At 34.9% G+C, this 20,408-nt stretch carries 12 protein-coding genes; 11 read left to right on the forward strand and 1 reads right to left on the reverse strand.

Going from position 1 to position 20,408, the window contains the following annotated elements; all coding sequences use genetic code 11:
* The first annotated feature begins 42 nt into the window (after positions 1-42).
* From HGP29_RS11525 to HGP29_RS11570, 10 genes are all read left to right on the forward strand, one after another.
* Positions 43-1,554, forward strand: coding sequence for a sulfatase family protein (locus HGP29_RS11525; protein ID WP_168882557.1), 1,512 nt, complete (start codon positions 43-45; stop codon positions 1,552-1,554).
* 399 nt (positions 1,555-1,953) lie between these two features.
* Positions 1,954-3,507: a sulfatase family protein gene (locus HGP29_RS11530; protein WP_211093273.1), complete on the forward strand. Its 1,554-nt coding sequence runs from the start codon at positions 1,954-1,956 to the stop codon at positions 3,505-3,507.
* 167 nt (positions 3,508-3,674) lie between these two features.
* A complete protein-coding gene (locus HGP29_RS11535; protein WP_168882558.1) occupies positions 3,675-5,621 on the forward strand; it encodes a right-handed parallel beta-helix repeat-containing protein in 1,947 nt (648 codons plus the stop codon).
* Between the two features lie 207 nt (positions 5,622-5,828).
* A complete protein-coding gene (locus HGP29_RS11540; RefSeq protein WP_168882559.1) occupies positions 5,829-6,887 on the forward strand; it encodes an L-rhamnose/proton symporter RhaT in 1,059 nt (352 codons plus the stop codon).
* 86 nt (positions 6,888-6,973) lie between these two features.
* Positions 6,974-8,134 carry a mandelate racemase/muconate lactonizing enzyme family protein gene (locus HGP29_RS11545; RefSeq protein WP_168882560.1) on the forward strand — a complete coding sequence of 387 codons (1,161 nt, stop codon included), beginning with the start codon at positions 6,974-6,976 and terminating at the stop codon, positions 8,132-8,134.
* Positions 8,106-9,551, forward strand: coding sequence for an aldehyde dehydrogenase family protein (locus HGP29_RS11550; RefSeq protein ID WP_168882561.1), 1,446 nt, complete (start codon positions 8,106-8,108; stop codon positions 9,549-9,551). Before HGP29_RS11545 ends, HGP29_RS11550 begins: the two co-directional genes overlap by 29 nt.
* Before the next feature lie 2 nt (positions 9,552-9,553).
* A complete protein-coding gene (locus HGP29_RS11555; RefSeq protein WP_168882562.1) occupies positions 9,554-10,504 on the forward strand; it encodes a 2-dehydro-3-deoxygalactonokinase in 951 nt (316 codons plus the stop codon).
* A complete protein-coding gene (locus HGP29_RS11560; protein ID WP_168882563.1) occupies positions 10,497-11,150 on the forward strand; it encodes a bifunctional 4-hydroxy-2-oxoglutarate aldolase/2-dehydro-3-deoxy-phosphogluconate aldolase in 654 nt (217 codons plus the stop codon). The genes HGP29_RS11555 and HGP29_RS11560 overlap by 8 nt, the downstream gene beginning before the upstream one ends.
* 4 nt (positions 11,151-11,154) lie before the next feature.
* A complete protein-coding gene (locus HGP29_RS11565; protein ID WP_168882564.1) occupies positions 11,155-12,333 on the forward strand; it encodes an alpha/beta hydrolase family protein in 1,179 nt (392 codons plus the stop codon).
* A gap of 427 nt (positions 12,334-12,760) precedes the next feature.
* Positions 12,761-14,662, forward strand: coding sequence for an endo-1,3-alpha-glucanase family glycosylhydrolase (locus tag HGP29_RS11570; protein WP_168882565.1), 1,902 nt, complete (start codon positions 12,761-12,763; stop codon positions 14,660-14,662).
* Positions 14,663-14,834: 172 nt separating this feature from the next.
* On the opposite strand, the gene HGP29_RS11575 is transcribed toward HGP29_RS11570, so the two are convergent.
* A complete protein-coding gene (locus HGP29_RS11575) occupies positions 14,835-15,722 on the reverse strand; it encodes an AraC family transcriptional regulator (protein WP_168882566.1) in 888 nt (295 codons plus the stop codon).
* Positions 15,723-16,015: 293 nt separating this feature from the next.
* Between HGP29_RS11575 and HGP29_RS11580 the strand changes: the two genes are divergently transcribed.
* Positions 16,016-20,134 carry a right-handed parallel beta-helix repeat-containing protein gene (locus HGP29_RS11580; protein ID WP_168882567.1) on the forward strand — a complete coding sequence of 1,373 codons (4,119 nt, stop codon included), beginning with the start codon at positions 16,016-16,018 and terminating at the stop codon, positions 20,132-20,134.
* The last annotated feature ends 274 nt before the right edge of the window (positions 20,135-20,408 follow it).

Here is a 20,408-nt window from a genome sequence, read left to right on the forward strand (position 1 = left end):
TCTGATAGCTTTGATCCAAACGAATTAATCAATGCAATTGAAATGAAATTACTCTATCCAATTTTATTAAGCTCGATACTATTATTTTTTATATCGTGCAATCAAAAACAAGAACCAAAGAAGTTCAACAAGCCTAACATTATTTGGGTAATGCTTGAAGATATATCACATGACTTTGAATGTTATGGTATGCCTGCAGTAAAAACGCCGATATTTAATGCATTAGCGAAGGAAGGAACGATCTATTACAATTGTTTTGGTACAGCGTCTATCTGTTCAACCAATAGATCAGCGATGATGGTAGGAGCACATCAACGTCTTACCAATACACATCACCACAGAAGTAATAGAAACGAACCTTTAGCAGCTCCATTTAAACCTTTTACTTATCAATTAAAGAAAGAAGGGTATACGACTATTTTAGGTCATACCAAAGTAAGAGGAAGAGGAAGAAAAGTAGATGTCAATTTTAAGCACAATAAGATTGGTAATTGGGAAGAAGACTATGGTTTATTTGATAAATACGATGAGTTTACGGTAGAAGATCAACCATTCTTTGCTCAGATACAATTGAATGTTACGCATAGAGGTGATTGGTGGAATGAGGTGAGAACACAATCTGAACACCCTGTTAACCCTACTGATGTACAGCTACCACCAGAATATGCAGACCATCCAGCAATTCGTCTAGATTGGGCCAAATATCTTGATCAGGTAGAATATGCAGATGCTGAGATGCAGATGTTGATTGATGAATTGAAAGAGAAAGGGCTATATGAAAATACGGTAATCATTGTAATTGGAGACAATGGAAGATGCAACATAAAAGGTAAAGGTTACTTGTTTGATTCCGGATCAAGAATTCCTCTGATTATTAAATGGCCAGAAGGGTATGAGCATGATGAAGAGTCTCGCCAAATTATCGCAAGTACAGATATTACGGCTACTATTTTAGATATCGCTGGGGTTGACTTACCAAACTATCTAACGGGTCAATCTTTTATTGATGAAAATTTCGACCGTAAAAATGTTTATTCATTTAGAGGACTATGGGATGAAATTCCAGAACAGTCGAGTTCAATCACAAATTCAGAATTTAGGTATATCAGAAACGACAAACCAGAAATTCCATACGATGCTCATCAAGGGTATTTGGAGTGGTATCGTCCGGCAGTGCATGTGATGAGGACATTAAGCGAAGATGGAAAATTGAATGAAGTACAGCAAAAATGGTTTTCTAAATCAAAACCAAAGGAAGAGTTGTATCATATAAAAAATGATCCTTTTGAAATAGACAACTTGGCTAACAATCCAGAATACAGAGATGTATTAAAGATCATGAGAAAAGAAGCCATGCAAGCGGACCAAAGAATGGCTCCGGTAGCTTCAGTTTTTGATCCTAATCCTGTACCTGGTTTGGCGCCTATAGAATATATAAAAGAATATCATCCGGAAGCATATAAAAGAATGATTGAAGGAGAAGAAATTGGACACAGTAAGTACATGAAGTTGTACAAGGACTACTTATCAAAGCAGAATACGAATACTAAATAACAGACAAACTGACTAGTTCAAAATTGTTCAATAGCCGGCAGTTTTGTTGGCTATTGAACTTCTCATTATTTACTGACTACTCCTTCTCAATTCTTGATGAAAGTGAATAAATTGTGTTACATTTTGTCTTAAATGTTTCCCTGAAAGATATTTTCTTTAATAAATAAACGAACCAATTGCAGGCAGTTTTGCAGGTTCTGACCGTATTATGCTACTGATTTATCTTATTCTTGCCTATTTTTCCTACAACTCTTACTTTACTTGCTATCGATTATATTTTTATCCAAAAATGATTAAATAAGATACTTTTAGGTCAATATTGTGTTCATTATGCTGCTAGTGACCACCTATCTTTGTGTTATAACAAAGAAATAAACTATCTTTTTTAACATAAATGGAATGAAGAAATTATTATCATGTTTAGCATTGGCTGGAGTAATGGCTTGTCAGAAGCCTGCAACTAACCAAACTGATGTTTCAAACAACACAGACAAACCAAATATCATTATTTTTTATGTGGATGATCTTGGTTATGGCGATATCGGAAAAAACGGATTAATTGGAGCAGAAACACCGGAAATTGATAAATTGGCCGATGGAGGTATTCTCTTTACAGATGTTCACTCACCTCATGCTACTTGTACACCATCGAGGTATTCAATGCTTACAGGCGAATATGCGTTTAGAAAAAAAGCACAAATCTTACCTGGAGATGCTCCATTGCTTATCAACCCGAATACAAGAACATTACCCGATATGCTTAGAGAAGCAGGTTATGCCACGGGTGTAGTAGGAAAATGGCATTTAGGTTTAGGTAACGGTAATGTTGATTGGAATAAGGCCGTTAAACCAGGTCCATTGGAAATCGGTTTCGATTACTCGTTCTTACTTCCTTCAACTGGAGACAGAGTTCCTTCAGTATATTTAGAAAATCATAATGTGGTTAACTTGGATCCTAAAGATCCTATTACCGTTAGCTATAAGAAAAATATTTCAGATCGTCCTACAGGTAACGATCATCCAGAGTTGTTAAGACAAGGTGCAGATAAGCAACATGGGAATACGATTATTAATGGTATATCTCGTATTGGTTATATGAAAGGTGGAGAAAAGGCGCTTTGGACGGATGAAGATTTCCCTGAGAAATTAGCCGGTAAAGCTTCAGACTTTATCACAAAACATAAAGACGAGCCTTTCTTCTTATATTTTGCATTTCATGATATCCATGTTCCTCGTTTGCCTTCAGATAAATTTAAAGGTAAATCACCAATGGGTCTAAGAGGGGATGTGATTTATCAAATGGATTATACAACAGGTTTAGTAATGAAAACATTACGAGATCTAGGTATCGAAGAGAATACATTAGTAATCTTTACATCGGATAACGGGGCAGTGCTTTCAGATGGTTATGATGATAAAGCAATTGAGCTATTAGGAGATCATAAACCAACAGGTCCATATGCAGGAGGGAAGTATTCTTCATTAGAAGGAGGAACAAGAGTGCCAATGATTGCTTACTGGCCGAATAGAATTAAAGCCGGTCAGACAAATGATGCTACATTCTCACATATTGATTTTTATGCTTCTTTTGCTGAATTATTAGGAGAGGAGATTCCTCAAGGTGTAGCAATAGATTCGAAAAGCATGCTACCTGCTTTATTAGGCGAGTCTCAACAAGGTAGAGATTTTATGGTGGAAGAGGCATTTTCGTTAGGAATGCGTCATGGAAAATGGAAGTATATTCAACCTATTCCAAAAAAGAGGCGAATTCCAGATTTTATGGATAAGAAAAAGTTTATCAAAGGCGGACTTTCTCACCAACCTCAATTATTTAACTTAGAAGAAGATATCGCAGAAGATAAGAACATTGCAGAACAGCATCCTGAAATCGTTGCATTAATGCAAGGGAAATTGGATTCTATTAAAAAGGTAAACACTGTTCCTTCTAAATAATATTTGCCCCAAAGGTTTGTATACTTTATTACTCATTGAGTATACAAACCTTTTTTACCCACTAATTCAAGAACATACATCTAATCGGAACTAATAAAAATAGAGATTACTTATAGATATAGAGATGTGATTCTGTTTAATTTTTTAAAGCATTCGACAGATATAAGATGAAAAAAATAAATTTGATACTTCTACAGCTACTATTTTTTATAATATCAGCAGTAGCATCAGAAAAATACTATGTGAGTTCTTCCGTTGGAAACGATAAAAACCCAGGGACTGAAGAAGCTCCATTGCAAACTTTAAAGAAAATCTCATCCATTAAACTAAAAGCAGGAGACCAAGTATTCTTCAAAAGAGGAGATCGTTTTGATGGTCATTTTGTAGTCAACGGATCAGGAAAAAAAGGTAAAGAGATTGTCATTTCGTCGTACGGGGATGGTGCTTTACCTATTATTACCGGTGAAGTAGGAAAAGAAAACGGAGGAGATTACCAAGAAGCAATACTTATCAAAAACCAAAGTCATATTATTATTGAATACTTAGAGATTCATAATGAAAGACTGACTGAAAGAGAAAATGTAAGAAGCCAAGATGCTTTTGGAATTTACGTTTTAAACAACGGAGTAGGGAGTATAGAGAACTTTACTTTCCGTCACCTAACATTCAAAAAAGTCTATGCACCTCAACCTGTTTTGAAAGAAAAAGGAGAGAAAGCATTCAATGGTTTAGAGGTAGCAGCATTACGATTTTTTAGTACTAGAAATATGAATCCTTCCAAGATGAAAAACATCAAAGATGTACTTATGGAAGAGTGTTATTTCGAAGATGTTCAACGATTAGGTGTTCATATAAAACATGGAGGGAGTAAGCCAGAATTAAAGGATCACCCTATGAATTTTAATGAAAACTTTATTTTTAGAAATAATGAATTTCATCATACGGGAGGTACTTGTATCCTTCCAATCAGAACGAATAACGTTTTAATTGAAAAGAACTTATTCAACTACCCAGGTGATGATTCTGACCCAAGAATGCCACATAGAGGTAGTGCTGTTTGGACTTGGAGATGTAAAAATACGGTAATCCAATACAACGATTGTTTGCATATTAGAGGCTATCTAGATTCTCATGGTGTTCATATCGATCATGAAAACTTAAACACTTTTATACAATACAACTATATGGAAGATTGTGAAGGTGGATTTGTTGAAATATTGGGTGGAAATGTCAATTCTGTTTATCGTTATAATGTATCAGTTAATGACGGTTGGAGAGAAAATCCTAAATGGAAAACAAGTAACCATACGCTATGGATCAATTATAAAATACCCAACGGCGAACATTATTGTGAAAACAGTTACGTCTATAACAACTCTGTTTATGTAGATCAAGGCTTTAAAACTTCGATCGATATGAAAGGGAAAAAGACTTATATCTTCAATAATATATTTGATTATGCTAAGGGGGAAATGGGTACAAAACAAACGATGATCGATTCGAGAGGAACTACATTTTTCTTATCAAATAACGCTTATCATGGTATAGTAGCCAACCGTTTTACATCAAAAGATCTAGCTCCCATTTTCATGTCCAAAGTATATGATAAAAAAGGCAACTTTATGATGTCAGAAGACGGTAACGATCTGAGCAATGGTATTGTGAAGTTTGGCCCTAAAGTAGTAGGAGCAGGAAAAGGAGTATTTGCGGAAGTAGCTGAGTTTCCAAAAGTAGATTTCTTTGGGAATCCCATTGATTACCCTTCAGGAAAAGTGGCTGTTGGCGCTTTTGATGTTCAAATGAAAGCAGCAATAACGATTGAACTAAATAAGTTAAAGACTGCTGAAGCTACAGCATTTGTAAATAAGTATGGTCATGCAAAAATAACAGCGGATACCAAGTCGAAAGCTGTAAAAGTGGAATTCTCAAAAGAACAAAAAAATATGCCTGTTAGAGTATTTGACCATACTGGAAAAATGATCTATAGAGGTAGTTTAATCGATGCATCATCACTAGACATTGATGTGAATTTAGAGCATGTAAAAAGTATTGTGTACGTTATGTTAGGAAATGGTGTTGACCGTTTCACCAATAAGATAACCGTAAGCAAATAAGCGTAATACAGTTTAATTATTTAGAAAGTAGAATTTCAATGAGAATTGAATATTTAGGTATTGAAATTCTACTTTCATCCTATTTTGACATTTAGACTTTTAAACAATACATGTTGAAGTCAAAATACAGCTACTTTAAGTGAATTTATGTCATAAATACAATTAAAAAATAGGTGATATTTGGATTATACATAAACTGAAAAAGAAATGAATTTACTAGCAATTACATTAATCCTTCTTGCAAGTTTTTTTCAAGGAACATTTGGATTAGGAATGAAACATATCTCACCATTAAAATGGGAAAACTGGTGGGTTGTACATGCTTTAGTGGCGATGATTATTTTCCCAATAGCATGGGCAGTAATTGCTGTACCTGAGACGTTTACTATAATTGGTGAGTCAGACAGTAACGTATTAATGATGGCGATGTTGTTTGGTTTTCTTTGGGGAATTGGAGGAATCCTTTTTGGAGTAAGCGTAGAGTATACAGGGGTGTCGATTACTTATGGTATTGTGATGGGTTTAGCGGCATCTGTAGGTTCATTAATTCCTATGTTCCAAATGGAAGAATTGCCTGCTAATTTCAATACCGTAATTGCAGGAGTAGGTTTGTTATTAGTCGGAGTAGCTATCACAGCTGTGGCAGGTGTAAAAAGAGATAAAGCACAAAAAGTAGTAAGTGAAGATACAATGATTATGGAAGACGATGGAGATGTCTTAGTGGCTCCTCCGAAAGTAGAGACGACACCAAAGAAATCCATAAAAACAGGAGTGGCTATTGCGGTAGCTTGTGGTGTATTATCGGCTTTATTAAATGTAGGTTTTTCTAACGCGGCTCCAGTGGCGGAGTTGGCAGTTTCAAAATATAATGTAGACCCCAAAGATGCTAGTTTAGTAGCATGGGTTGTTGTGTTGATAGGCGCTTTTGCTATGAATGCCTTATACGCGGTTTACAAGTTAGTTGTGAATAATTCTTGGGGTGACTTTTCCACACCAAACAGTACAAAAGCATATACTTGGGCAATTCTTGCAGGTTTATTCTGGTTTGCTGCTTTAGGTGTATATGGTCAAGGTGCTGCATTGATGGGGTCTTTAGGCCCAGTGATTGGATGGCCAATGATGCTTGGTTTGGCATTGATTATTAGTAACGTTTGGGGGTATAGAGAAGGAGAATGGAAAAATGCTTCTCAGCCTTTTAAAGTACTATTAGGAGGACTTGCTGTACTTATTGTTGCCATTTGTATTCTAGGGTATTCCAACTTATAAAAATTACTAACAGTGTACTAGACTGGTGCACATAATAACTATCAGTTCCTATAGACATAGTCTTAAGGGACATAAAGCTTAATTGAATGAAGATTATTGATATACAACCTTACGTTCTCTCGCAAGACTTAGAAACACCCTTCTACTTCTCGCAATGGCACTATGCCTCAAGAAAGATCTGTTTGGTGAAGGTGACACTTGAAGATGGAACTTACGGTTGGGGCGAAGGTTATGGCCCAGCAGATATGATCAAAACTGGAATAGATTTTTTCAAACCATTTGTACTTGGCGAGAATGCTTTAGAAAATGAAAAAATCTGGCAGATTATGTATTTAAGATCAATGGATTTTGGTCGTAGTGGTATTTTCAATGCAGCAATTAGTGCAATTGATATTGCCTTATGGGATGCCAAAGGTAAACTGCTCAATCTACCGGTCAGTGTGTTATTGGGTGGGGTTAAAAACCCAGTGATTCATCCTTATGCGACAGGATTTTATTTCACAGATTCTCCAACTTTAGAGGAGGACTTAGCAAAAGAAGCAAAAATATATAAGGAACTTGGTTTCAAGGCTGCAAAAATGAAAGTAGGTTTAGGAATCGAAAAAGACGTACATTATGTTGAGTTGTTAAAGAAACACCTTGGTGATGATGTAAAACTAATGATCGATTCTAACCATGCCTACAATTATAGAGAGGCATTGAAACTTTGTAAACGAATTGAACATTTAGATATTGGCTGGTTTGAAGAGCCAGTTCACCCCGAAGATTACAAAGGTTATAGTAAACTAAGGGAGAATACAACCATTCCAATTGCTGGAGGGGAGTGTGAATATTTAAGACACGGTTTTAAGCGTTTATTTGAAACCGAAAGTGTAGATATCGCTCAACCAGATATTTGTGCATCAGGTGGACTAACGGAAGCAAAGAGAATTGCAGCGTTAGCTTCTTCTTATCACAAAGACATTGTACCACACTCATGGGGAACTTGGATTGCAATTAGTGCAGCCGTTCACTTTGTGTCTAACTTAGACCAAAACCCAGGTAGAATGTTTAGAAATGCTCCAATGATTGAATTGGACCGTACAGAAAACCCACTTAGAGATGATGTAACAAAGCATAGTATCCAAGTGAATAACGGAGAGATCCAAGTACCTACAACACCAGGTTTAGGTGTAGATGTAAATCAAGAATTCTTAGAAAAATATTCGATAGATAAAAATGCAAGTACTGAACCACTATGGTCATAAAGGCCTATATATCGACGGAGAGTTTGTAGAATCATCTTCAAAAAATATTTTTGATTTAAAATGCCCAGCAAATGAAGAGACAATTGCTACAATTTCTTGGGCAGAGAAAGAAGATACAGAACGTGCTTTAAAAGCTGCTGAAGAAGGTTTTAAAGTGTGGTCAAAAACTCCAGTTCAGGAGAGAGTAGACAAAATGATGGCTTTAAGAGCAAAGCTATTAGAAAATAAAGATTTGTTGAAAGAGGTGATTTCTCATGAAATGGGAAAAACTTTTGACGGTGCAGATGAGGATGTAGTGAGTATTACTAATTCACTAGAGTTTTATGGAAAAGAAATTTTAGCAAAAGAAGACTTCGAAATTCCAGATAGAGAAGGAACACACCGACATACAATGGTACATCAACCTTTGGGTGTAGTTGTTGCTTTCTTGGCGTATAATTTCCCATTGCTAAACCTTGGTTTTAAACTGGGTCCTGCCCTAGCGGCAGGGTGTTCTATCATTATCAAACCGTCAGAAATTTCACCACTATCGGCATTGATGGTAGCAGAATATGCTCACGAAGTTGGTTTTCCTAAAGGTGTTATCACAGTATTATGTGGTAACAGACAAAACGTGGGTATTCCATTGTGTGAGAGTACTGTACCTCGATTAATTACGATGATTGGTGCCACTTATACGGCCCAAAAATTAATTGAGCAAAGTATCAAATCTTCCATCAAAAGATACTCGATGGAGTGTGGTGGTAATGCACCGTTTATTGTATTTGATGATGCAAATATTGAAGATGCTTTAGCAGTAGGTACTGGAGTGAAATATGGCAATACGGGTCAGATTTGTGTAGCCCCTAACCGATTCTTTGTGCAGGAAGGTATCTTCGAAGAATATGTAAAACGCTTTGTAGAGATTGCCGAATCTAAAAAATTAGGTTTTGGTAGAGAAAACAACCCAGATATGGGGCCTTTAGTAAGTGAAAAAGCAAGAGATGGTGTACATCAGTTTGTACAAGATTGCTTAGGTCAAGGAGGAACGTTACTAACTGGTGGCGAGAAGGTAGAAGGCAAAGGTTTCTACTATAAGCCAACAGTGATAGTGATGGATGACCCGAAGGCTGCCGTACTTCAACATGAAGTATTTGGACCAGTAGCGGTAATTCTGAAGTTCAAGACAACGGAAGAAGTGATCCAGAAATCTAACGATGTTACTGCAGGTTTAGCTTCTTATGTATTCACTGAAGACGAGGATAAGTTAGAAGAAGTGACGATGGCTTTAGAATTTGGAGAAGTTCAACAAAACGGAGTAAAATACGACATTTATCTGCCCCACTTAGGAGTGAAAAATAGTGGTTTAAGTATGGACTGTTCAAAGTTTGCTTTGGACGATTACTTAGTGCAGAAAAGAGTGAGTAAAAAATTATAAAAATGAGTGTACCAGAAAAATTCATTAGTTGTGATTGGGGTACTTCTAATTTTAGGTTAAGAGTGATCAAAACAGATACTCTTGATGTATTAGAAGAGTTTCAAACAAACAAAGGAGTGAAAAAGGTGTACAGAGAATACTTAGAGCAAAAGAAAGTAGACCAAGGTAGGTATTTTTCAAACTACCTTGTAGAACAACTTTCTAATATCTCTACAAGTATTGATGACAAAGTGATTGTTGCATCAGGCATGATTTCTTCATCTATTGGGATGAAGGAATTAGGCTACTCTCAAATGCCCTTTGATGCTTTTGGAGAAAATCTATTTAGTAAACGACTTTCATTAGCAAGAAACCTATCTGTATTGATGGTCTCAGGGGCTAGAACGCAAGATGATGTGATGCGTGGAGAAGAGGTACAGGCAGTAGGGTTGTCTACTCTTTTACCTGTTCAGAAAGAGGGTGTACTTATACTTCCAGGTACCCATTCAAAGCATTTATCTTTTAAGGATTCCAAGTATACTGAGTTGAATACATTTATGACAGGAGAGATGTTCGACATTATCTCTAATCAAAGTATTTTACGCAATTCGGTTACTCCGGGTGAAATGAATGAAGCAGCCAAAGCACATTTTATTCAAGGGGTAAGAGTCGGTGCAGAAGAAGGGTATACCAACCAGCTTTTTAAAATTAGAGCACACGACTTAATTTCTAATGTAGATAAAACAACTGCATACTATTATCTTAGTGGCTTGTTAATCGGTGATGAGTTAAGTTACTTAAAAGAGTATGATTCATCGATTTGTATGGCAGCTTCTGGTAAAATTAATGAGTTGTATCAATTGGCGTTAAATGACCTTATTGAGAAGAAAGACAACTTAATAGTTTTTGAAGAAGATGTTATTGAAAAAGCATTATTAATAGGTCAAAGAAAGATTTTAGAACAATATGTCTAACCAAACAACTTTTTCGTGGGAGGCTTTTGAAGCAGCTCCCGTTGTAGGAATCCTAAGAGGTGTCACAGTAGATACATTAAATAGAATTATACCTGTCTATCAAAAAGCAGGATTTTCTACGATTGAAATTACGATGAATACTGAAGGAGCAACAGATTTAATCGCTCAATTAAGAGATGAATATCCATCGCTAAATGTAGGTGCAGGTACTGTTTGTTCTATGGATGACTTAGAAAAAGCATTAATGGCTGGAGCACAGTTTATTGTTACGCCAATTCTTAATGAAGAGGTTATAATAAAATGTAAAGAAATCGGTGTTCCAAGTTTTGTGGGTGCATTAACACCAACAGAGATATACAATGCTTGGACATTAGGTGCGGCAGCGGTAAAAGTTTTTCCATGTAGTCAGTTTGGTGTAGGGTATATCAAAGATGTGTTAGCTCCATTAAATACTATTAAATTATTACCTACAGGTGGTGTGACAAAAGATAATATTGCGGACTTCTTTAAAGTAGGAGCCATAGGTGTAGGTATGGGCGGTTCTTTGTTTCCCAAACCATTAATGGAAGAAGGAAAAGAAGAAGAACTAATGCAATATTTGATCAGTTTAAAAAAAGAAATACCAACAGCGACGATACTCTCTTAAATCAATGAAATTTCTAAAGCTATTTTTAGTATTTCAATTATTCCAATCTTATTCTTGGGCATATGAGGTAAAAACTGAGGTTGTAAAGACTGTAGATGGTTTTGCCTTGCCAATAACAATATTACTACCGGAAGGGGAAGGACCTTTTCCGGTAGTTTTTAATGTTCATGGTGGCGGTTGGAATGGTGGAACGACGACCCAAGTACCCGAGGCGAGTGTAGGTGATTTTGCGGCAACAATTACAGATGAAACCCAAGTAATACATGTTGGTATAGGTTATCGTTGTAAACTACAAAATGGAACTTTTGAAAAAGCAATACAGGATATCGATGCCGCTTTCAAATGGTTTTCGAAAAGAGCGAAACTATATCAAGCTGATATGAAAAGAGTGGGTTTTACGGGAGGATCTGCAGGAACACCATTGTCAAGTGTATATACGCAAACCGTTAAAGATTGCAAGTTATATATAGGTATTAATGGAGTATATGATCTTCCAAAAAGAGATCCTAAAAAATCGTCTTTCCCAGATAAAAAAACAGCACACCTTTATAAGATTGACACTGAAGAAACCATGAGAAACGCTTCGGCTGTTTATCATCTAAAGCCAAACAAAATTCCATATACGTTGCTGGTTCATGGTACTTATGATCATACCATTGACATCATACAGAGTCAAAATTTCCAGAAAGAAATTGAAAAGAAAGGAGGGAAATGTGAATTACTATCCTTTGAAAAAATACCTCATGGGTTATTACGGACTTACTATCCTCATGTTTATGAGACCACTGTAAATAGAGTCACTGAGCTGTATGTTAGTGAATTAGGGGTAGATCGAAAAGCCATAGACCTTGTAAATAAGAAATTAGCGATAGAATTAGAAAAATATAGGGATCTTAAAACGCTATCAAAAGATAAGATTTTAGGCAAATGGTCGTGTCCCAAAAAATGGTTACAAGATGCATTAGAAGTGACATTCACTACGGATAATATTGTTAGTATAAAAGTAAATAACCAACCTACCGTAACTACTGCTTATCATATGGAAAATGAGCAAGTCATTGCAAAAGTTGGAAACAGGAAGTATGCGTTTAGAATGCAAATAAACGGTGTACTGTATTATTACCGAACTGTAAAGCAAGCGGAAGGCAGGAAGGTAATGTTTGAAAAGAAAACTGAAAATTAAAATTGTATATATTCATTCAAAGAAAGTTTATGATAAAAGGATTTAACCGCTGGTTGATCCTTTTTTTATTGTACAATTATGTAAATATCAATATCGTACTACTTATGGTGTAAATAAGGAAAGAAGTGTGCAGATTATATACCTAATTTTAAAATATATTAAATAATAGAAGTCAAAAGGGGATTGATTTGGAAATATTTCATGAATTCAACGAGGAAATTATCAAAATGATTATAACATAGTATGCCTGATTTGATATCGGTGTACTACCCTTCTTCCAAGTTGAAATAAATAATCAATTACTTTTTGATCCCAAATACTTTGGAATACTAATATACCAGCACCTGTATTCTACTGTTTTATAAAAGCACTATTTCAAGTGTTTAAGTGAACGAATTACTATCTGTACTTACTAAATTTTATGACGATGAAACAAATTATTTTACTTTCTTTTCTATTAGTTTTTACTACTCTTTCAAATAGTATTGCTCAAACCTCTAATTATTTTACAGAGAAATTGGTATTTGCCACAAATCATCCAATACTCAATTATGGTAATACCACATCTTACCTTAAAGGGATGAGGTATGAAACATTAATGGCTACAGAGGAAGATAGTCTTGTAGGACGGTATAGAAGTTACCTCCCTCAAGTATCTCAAATGACCAATCCAATGCCATTAAATGAAGCTGTAGAATTCGAGATGCGTACTGCAAAAAGTATGGGGGTTGATGGCTTCAAATTTTTTGTCAACGTAGATGCCAATAAATATTACCTTAATAGGTTTATCGATGTAATTATCGAGTATGTGACTGTTGCATCACGAAAAGATATTGATTTCCAATTTTCAGTATGCATCAACTTTCCAAAATGGACCAAAAGGAGAGCAGATTATTTAAAAGAGACGACTTTCCAGAGGTTGGACCAGTTGTTTAAAAGAACGAACTACTCTAAACTGTGGTTAAGAAATAATAAAAATGAGATCGTTGTCTTTACTACAGAAAGTAGTAAGATTATTCAAGAATGTATACCAAAAAGAGATGTAAAATATTTTTTGGATAACCCAACAATCTTCAAGAAAATCGCTGGGGAATATGATGAGATAGAGAAAAGGTTAGGAACTCCGATTTCTATAGTTTACCATTCTTCATTTCCTCCTAATGTATCGTATAACCATTTAGTATTAGATCATTTTCCAGCACTATCTTGTGTAAAATACTCTCAATTTTATGACCCTGGTGTTGAAAGTATTAGAAAAATCTGTAAGCAAAGAAAAAGACCTTTTATTCAGCATGTATTTCCTGATCAGTTAAGTACACAAATGATTTTAAAGGAAAATGATAAAAAGGTCGCGGAAAAATCAAAACTCAGTTATACCTTAAAAAAGAAAGATGTGTACCTGAAATCACAAAGTTTAAAACTAACACAAGGATTCAGAGATTTATTGGGTAAAGCGGTTTCTAGAGATGCAGACTTTATAGATGTAAGTTCTTGGAATCTTTATGAAGAAGGGTCACATTTAGCACCCGAAATGCACCATGGATATGCAAATGGCTTATTGCTTAAGTACTACAAAAATATTTGGAAAACTGGCGTCGAAAAGATCGAGAAAGAATTCGTAATTACTTCTTACAAAAGCTATAACAGTACTCAAAGAGCAGATACAGATATTGAGGTAAGAACCAGTTTGTCTATGTACCCTGATAAAGATCAAGATAGTATAGAAGTGGTGACAGTTCTTAATTATCCTGCGGATGTTTACTGCAATAATAAGTATTTGGGAGAAGCAAAAAAGGGTATATCAGCTTTCTATGCTCCAAAGAAAATAGGGACAGTATCCGTTGAAGTGAAAAGAAAGAATAAAGTGGTGATCGGATATGAAACGCCAAAAGCAATTATCAGTTCTCCAAAGAGAATGGATTGGTTAACATATTCATTCTGTAACCTGGACGAAGAGTTAGCAAGAGATACGCAAAACTATATTTTGGATAACGAAATGAAACATATGAGAAAGCGTTTCTTGTTATCCAAGGAGCAACAAGGAGCGTGGAGAATCGCTGCATACACCCGATACCAAAGTGATCTATTAGCGGCACAACAATTTGGTCAATTACCAGATAAGTATTTAGCAGCTAGAGACAAGAACGAAAAGAAATATAGAGCTGATATTAATAAGATCATTAAAGATCTAGATTATGAAGTGTGGCTAGAATTGGAAGAAAAGGCAAAGTCTGTAGAAGGTATACAAGACATGATGATGCCCTCTGTACTTCCTAAAGAGCTGGATGGTTATAACATCTTGCCGGTGGCAAATCCTTTAAACAATTAGTTTTTACCTACGGATAAAGATAGTAATTCAATCAAAGGAGTGCCCCTTGGGTACTCTTTTGTCTTTATCGTTTTTTAGGTTTCAACATAAAGAAAAGGGAGATGATAAATTTAATTATCATCTCCCTTATATATTTGATTATGTTTATTTGAAATTACTTGTCAAGAGGTGATTATACCATTGACTCTAAAAGTTGCCCACTTAAGTGCATTTTTTGATAGTCTCTCGGACTTACATTTTTCAGTTTCTTAAATTGTCTATTAAAGTTGGTCTGTGAATTAAAACCACAAGAATAAGTAATCTGACTGATGGATAACTCATTTTCAATCAGTAGTTTGCAGGCGTGTCCGATTCTTACTTCATTTAAGAATTGTGAGAAAGGTTTATGTGTTCTTTTCTTAAAGAATCGACAAAAAGGAGATATTCCTAAATAAGAAAGTTCAGCAACTTCTGACAACTGAATTTCTCTATGGAAATTATCTAACACAAATTGATACACCTTATTGATACGCTCTGAATCCTTATCATTTAGTTCTTCACTAAAACCACTACTTGCAAATTGATTGATATCATCAGTAATAGATAGTTTATGAAGAATTTCCATAAGAATAAGCATTCCTGAGAAGCCTGTCGTTTTATTCAATTTCAATAAAAGTTGAAAAATCTCTTCCTTTAATGCAGTATCCCTAAATTCAAGCCCATTATTTGCTTTCTCAAAAAGCTTCTTAATAAGTACAGTTTCGTTCAACTCAAAGAAAGCTTTACCTAAGAACTCAGGCTCAAATTGTAAGATAAGTGTATCGGTTTCCAAACCGAGGTTATTGTAGTATTCTGGAGAGTTTTTCCAAAGGTGTGGAAGGTTCGAGCCGACTAATACAAGCTCTCCTTCTTGAAATTCACCAACATGATCTCCAAGAAAGCGTAGTCCAGAGCCTTTGTTTACATAAATCAATTCTAACTGTCTGTGGTAATGCCAGTCTTCATCCAAACATGGTTTTTGGTTTCGATAAATGGCAAAACTTCTGTTAGTAGGAGTAATTTTCTTTTGAAGTAATTTCATTTCGTCATTTCATAGTTACATACCAATATCTACAAATTTGCACCTATTTTGATAAAAATCAATTATTTCGATCTGTATTATGTCAAAATAGTGTTGGTATGTGTGAATACATGTCTCATTGACACTAATTATTTCATCGATATTTGACTCACTGATGAACATAACGCCCAATATTAAGTACATACAATGCTGTTTTGTATAAAGAAGTCAATATAGCATTGAAAATAGTGAAATAAGGGCCATAGATGAGTAAAGCAGCTACCATTTGCTAAATTTTAATTACGATGAATGAAATGAAAATTACCACTAATTTTTTTATCATATTTTTTGTCCATTCCCTTTTTTTTGGAAGTCAATTATATGCCACAGATTATTATATCGATGCGCAAAATGGAAATGATACCTATAATGGAACATCTGAAAAGACTCCTTGGAAATCACTTCAGAAAGTCAATACGATTACCTTATCTGCTGGAGATCATGTATATCTAAAGTCAGGACAAGAACATAAAGGACAACTCAAGCCAAAAGGCAGTGGAACAGAGGCATTACCTATTGTGATTACAAAATATGGTGGAGATATTCTTCCAGTCATTAATGGTCAAGGTTACAGAGCTAATATTTATCTGAATAATGTAGCAGGCTATGAAATCCTTGATTTAGAATTCATTAATGACGGAGGTGATGCTTTAGATGATCATGAAAAAACGGACATCAACAGGGCTGCAATATATATTACATCAACTTTAAAAATTGAAAAGTATTTTTTGCTGAAAGGATTAAAAATTCATGACATCTATCCAAAAGGACCAACAGTAGATGAAGACGGGGATCCCACTTATAACGGTCAAGCATTAACCATTTCTACTTCTTCTAAAAACCCTACATACATAGAGAAGTTGATTATGGAGGATTGTGATATCTATGATATCGGATATAGAGCTATCACAACAGGGAGATGGTCTAGAGAGAATACAGAAGCAGCCTATTTATATCATAAAGATTTTGTATTGAGAAATAACAACATCTACGATATCGGTGGAGCTGGAATAGTACCAATTCATATAGATGGTCTATTAGTAGAAGGAAATACTACAAACTTTACTGGATCCACCAAAGACCCTAGAATGATTGGTAGAGGTAGTGGTATTTGGCCACTTTACTGTAAAAATGTTGTTATTCAACATAACAATTTCATGCGAGCAAGAGGCAAAAAAGATTCTTGTGGAGCACATGTTGATATTGGGAATGAAAATACGCTTATCCAATACAATTACAGTTATGATAATGAAGGAGGATTTGTAGAAATTCTAGGGAAAAATATCAATACGATTTATCGCTATAATGTTAGTGTAAATGATGGTTGGAGAGTTAAAAATGATCGATCGCCTCAGTATGGGGTGATCTTCTGGATGTCGGGATATGCCGGAAATGGGGAACCTAATGAAGGGTCTATCAATACTCAAATTTACAATAACACCATTTATGTTGGAGAGGATATAACAACAAGAATATTAATGGATTATGGAATGGATACCCACTTTAAAAACAATATTGTAATAAACGATGGGGAATTAATCTATTATGAAAAAAGAGATATTGGTACTCACTTCGACTACAATTATTTCTATGGAAATGATATAAAATTGCAACAAAGTAATAAACCAATGCCTTATGGAAGTAATGATGTTGTTGGAGTAGATCCACAGGTATTGAATGCAGGTAGTTTATTGGATAGAGATTATAGGATCAAATCAACATCACCAACGATAGGGACAGGGGCAGTAATAGATGAAAATGGTGGTCTAGATTATTGGGGGCAAGATTTACCGAATGGTAAACCGACAATAGGTGCTTATGAATATAATGTTACCTCTTCAGGAGACTTACCGACTCAATTTTATGTTGATGCTGAAAGAGGAGATGACACGAATTCTGGGAATGACCTTAAAGCAGCGTATAAATCACTAGAAATGATAAATAAGTTATCTCTGGTGCCTGGTGATAAAGTATATTTAAAAGGAGTTTTTGAGGGTGCTCAATTGAATATCGGTAATAGTGGATCAGAAGAAAATCCAATAATCATTGCGGGAATTTCAGAAGAAGAAACTCCTACACTTGTGATGAATGCATCCACTTCAGCAATAATATTAACGAACGCTGATTATGTAACATTACGAAACCTTAAGATTGAAAAAGGAGAAGGTAATAATCTTCAACCTTCAATAAAAGGTGTTTTCAATAATGCATTGGATCATCATGATTTATCATTTGAAAACATACATATTTTTAATACAGCAGGGCATGGCTTTTCTTTTGTACCTGACAATGGAAACTTAAGTAATTTGAGCTTTAAAAATGTAAGTGTAAGTAACTCGAAAGGAAGCGGACTAGTAGCAAAGGATGTATCAAACATCACAATTGAGTCTAGTGAATTTTTAGACAATGAAGGTTATGCTTACTTTTTCGAAGGGGAAAATTCAATGGATATATACAGAAATAGAACAGTAAATAATGCATTAGGAGTGCTGTCTGCTTCTGAAGATGGTCAAAATATTGTTGCTCGATTTAATATTTCAATTAATGATGGACAATTTGATGCAGATGGAAAGCTATGGAATATTGGTTCAAGTTCAACTTTTAAAGGCTTCAATAACACGACATATATTCCAATAAATAGAAACTTAAATGTAGTTGTCGGTGATCAATCGTCTGTAGAGTTACGAAACAATTTATTTTATCATGATGGCAAAGTCACTTTTGATTTACCATCGGCTTATACAGCAGATTATAATGCGTTTTTTGGTATTTCTGAGAAACCATCATTCACTTTTGGCGAACATACAGTTTTTGAAGATCCTTTGGTAATGGATAAAACTTCTGTGGAGGCAGAAGGGTTTATTTTGTCACGAACTTCACCTTTAAATGAGGCAGGAGAGATGATTGAAAATATTGGCCCTGTGGATTATTTTGGAGATGATATTGAGAATATTTCAGCATGGAATATTGGATTCAATATGGTCGCTTCAAATGAAATTGTTGGAGACAGAGTAGACCCTGAAAAAATTTATATTGATCCTGTAAATGGAGATGATGAAAATGATGGGTTTTCCCCAGAACAAGCATTAAAATCATTAGAGCAATTATCAAATACTAGAATTATTGCAGGAGATGAAATACTGTTGTCAACAGAAAGTGTTCACCAAGGACAACTTCAAATTATCGGTTATGGAACCCTGGATAAGCCAATCAAAGTAACGAATTGGGGTGAAGGGTTAGCAACGGTGAAGGCTTCTGGTACAAATACTGTACTTCTAATTGAGGATCAAAGTAACATTGAATTTGAAAACCTATCCTTGACAGGAGCCATATATGGTGTAAATATTCAGCAGAATGATTTTCCTATTTCTGGTGTCTCATTAAAAAATATTGAACTAAAAGGACTTAGTACTGGAGTGGTAGTCAATGGTAAATCAAGTAAAGTAAAAAACGTTGAAATTGAAGGATGTACATTCGATGGGTTGTCCTCTACTGCAGTAATTTTGAGAAATACAGAAGACTTTAGTTTAACCGCTAATTCATTTATTGATATACAGGGAAATGGAATTGTTTTGGAAGAAGATAATCATGGAGCTACGATTACGGCCAATTCATTAATTCATGTAACTGCGTCGGGTATTAAAACAGAAGGGAAGCTATATCAATCAGAAGTGAGCTATAATCTATTTGTAGATAACCTTGGTGAGTTATTGATAGATGCAGCTGAAGGAACAGAGAATGCCTTTCTTCACAATACGTATTATACCAGCCAAGGAAAGAAACAGAGTATTCAATTTACAGAAAACAGTGAGTGGGATGTGATCAATAATATCTTCCAATTTGATGGCAGTGTTGAGGTGGTTATTGCAGAGAAAATCAATTTTGTCAATAACAATATTTACGGAGTTGGCATTGAGTTTTCAGGTTATCCAATAGACGATAAAAACACCTATGATAATCCTTATTTATTAGATGCTGGAAGTAGTGATAAAGAAGAATATATGGTCTTTGCAAATTCTAGTATGATAGGTGCAGCGACACCGATCGTTACAAGAGCGACATTAGATGTTTTAGGAAATGAAATATCAAAAGTTGGTAGTGATCTAATGGGTTGTATTCAAGTCTATTCAGAGGATGAAGTAACGAGTATTTCTGAGGATATTAAGCACTCTAAATGGATAGTGTACCCCAACCCCTCTATTGGAAAAGTACAAGTTAACCTTGAGGAGGGAGCTGTAGTCGAAGTCATAGCTTTCAATGGTAATAAATTTATAAGAAAGGTAGTTAATGGATCGATTGATCTTGAGGATTTACCTAGAGGTGCTTATATTCTATGTTATCAACATAATAGAACAAAATTGATCTTGCGTTAGTATTGAGGTGAAATGTTAAAAAACGGGCTAATCAGAGAGTTTAGTCCGTTTTTTTATGATTAATAGTATGTGTATTTGTGAAGAAATTTAAATTTTTTTAAGATTGTATAGAATACCAATTCTATTTTACAATTCTTTTAAACACGATTTTGTTCCAGCTACCAAAAGGTAAAGTCAATAAAGTACTACTTTATGTATAAAGGTGTAATGAATACGCTAATAATATATATGATATTTGAAGTGTAGGCTAGTTATAAGAATCCATTCAATATCT

The organism is Flammeovirga agarivorans (genome assembly GCF_012641475.1).
GTDB lineage: Bacteria > Bacteroidota > Bacteroidia > Cytophagales > Flammeovirgaceae > Flammeovirga > Flammeovirga agarivorans.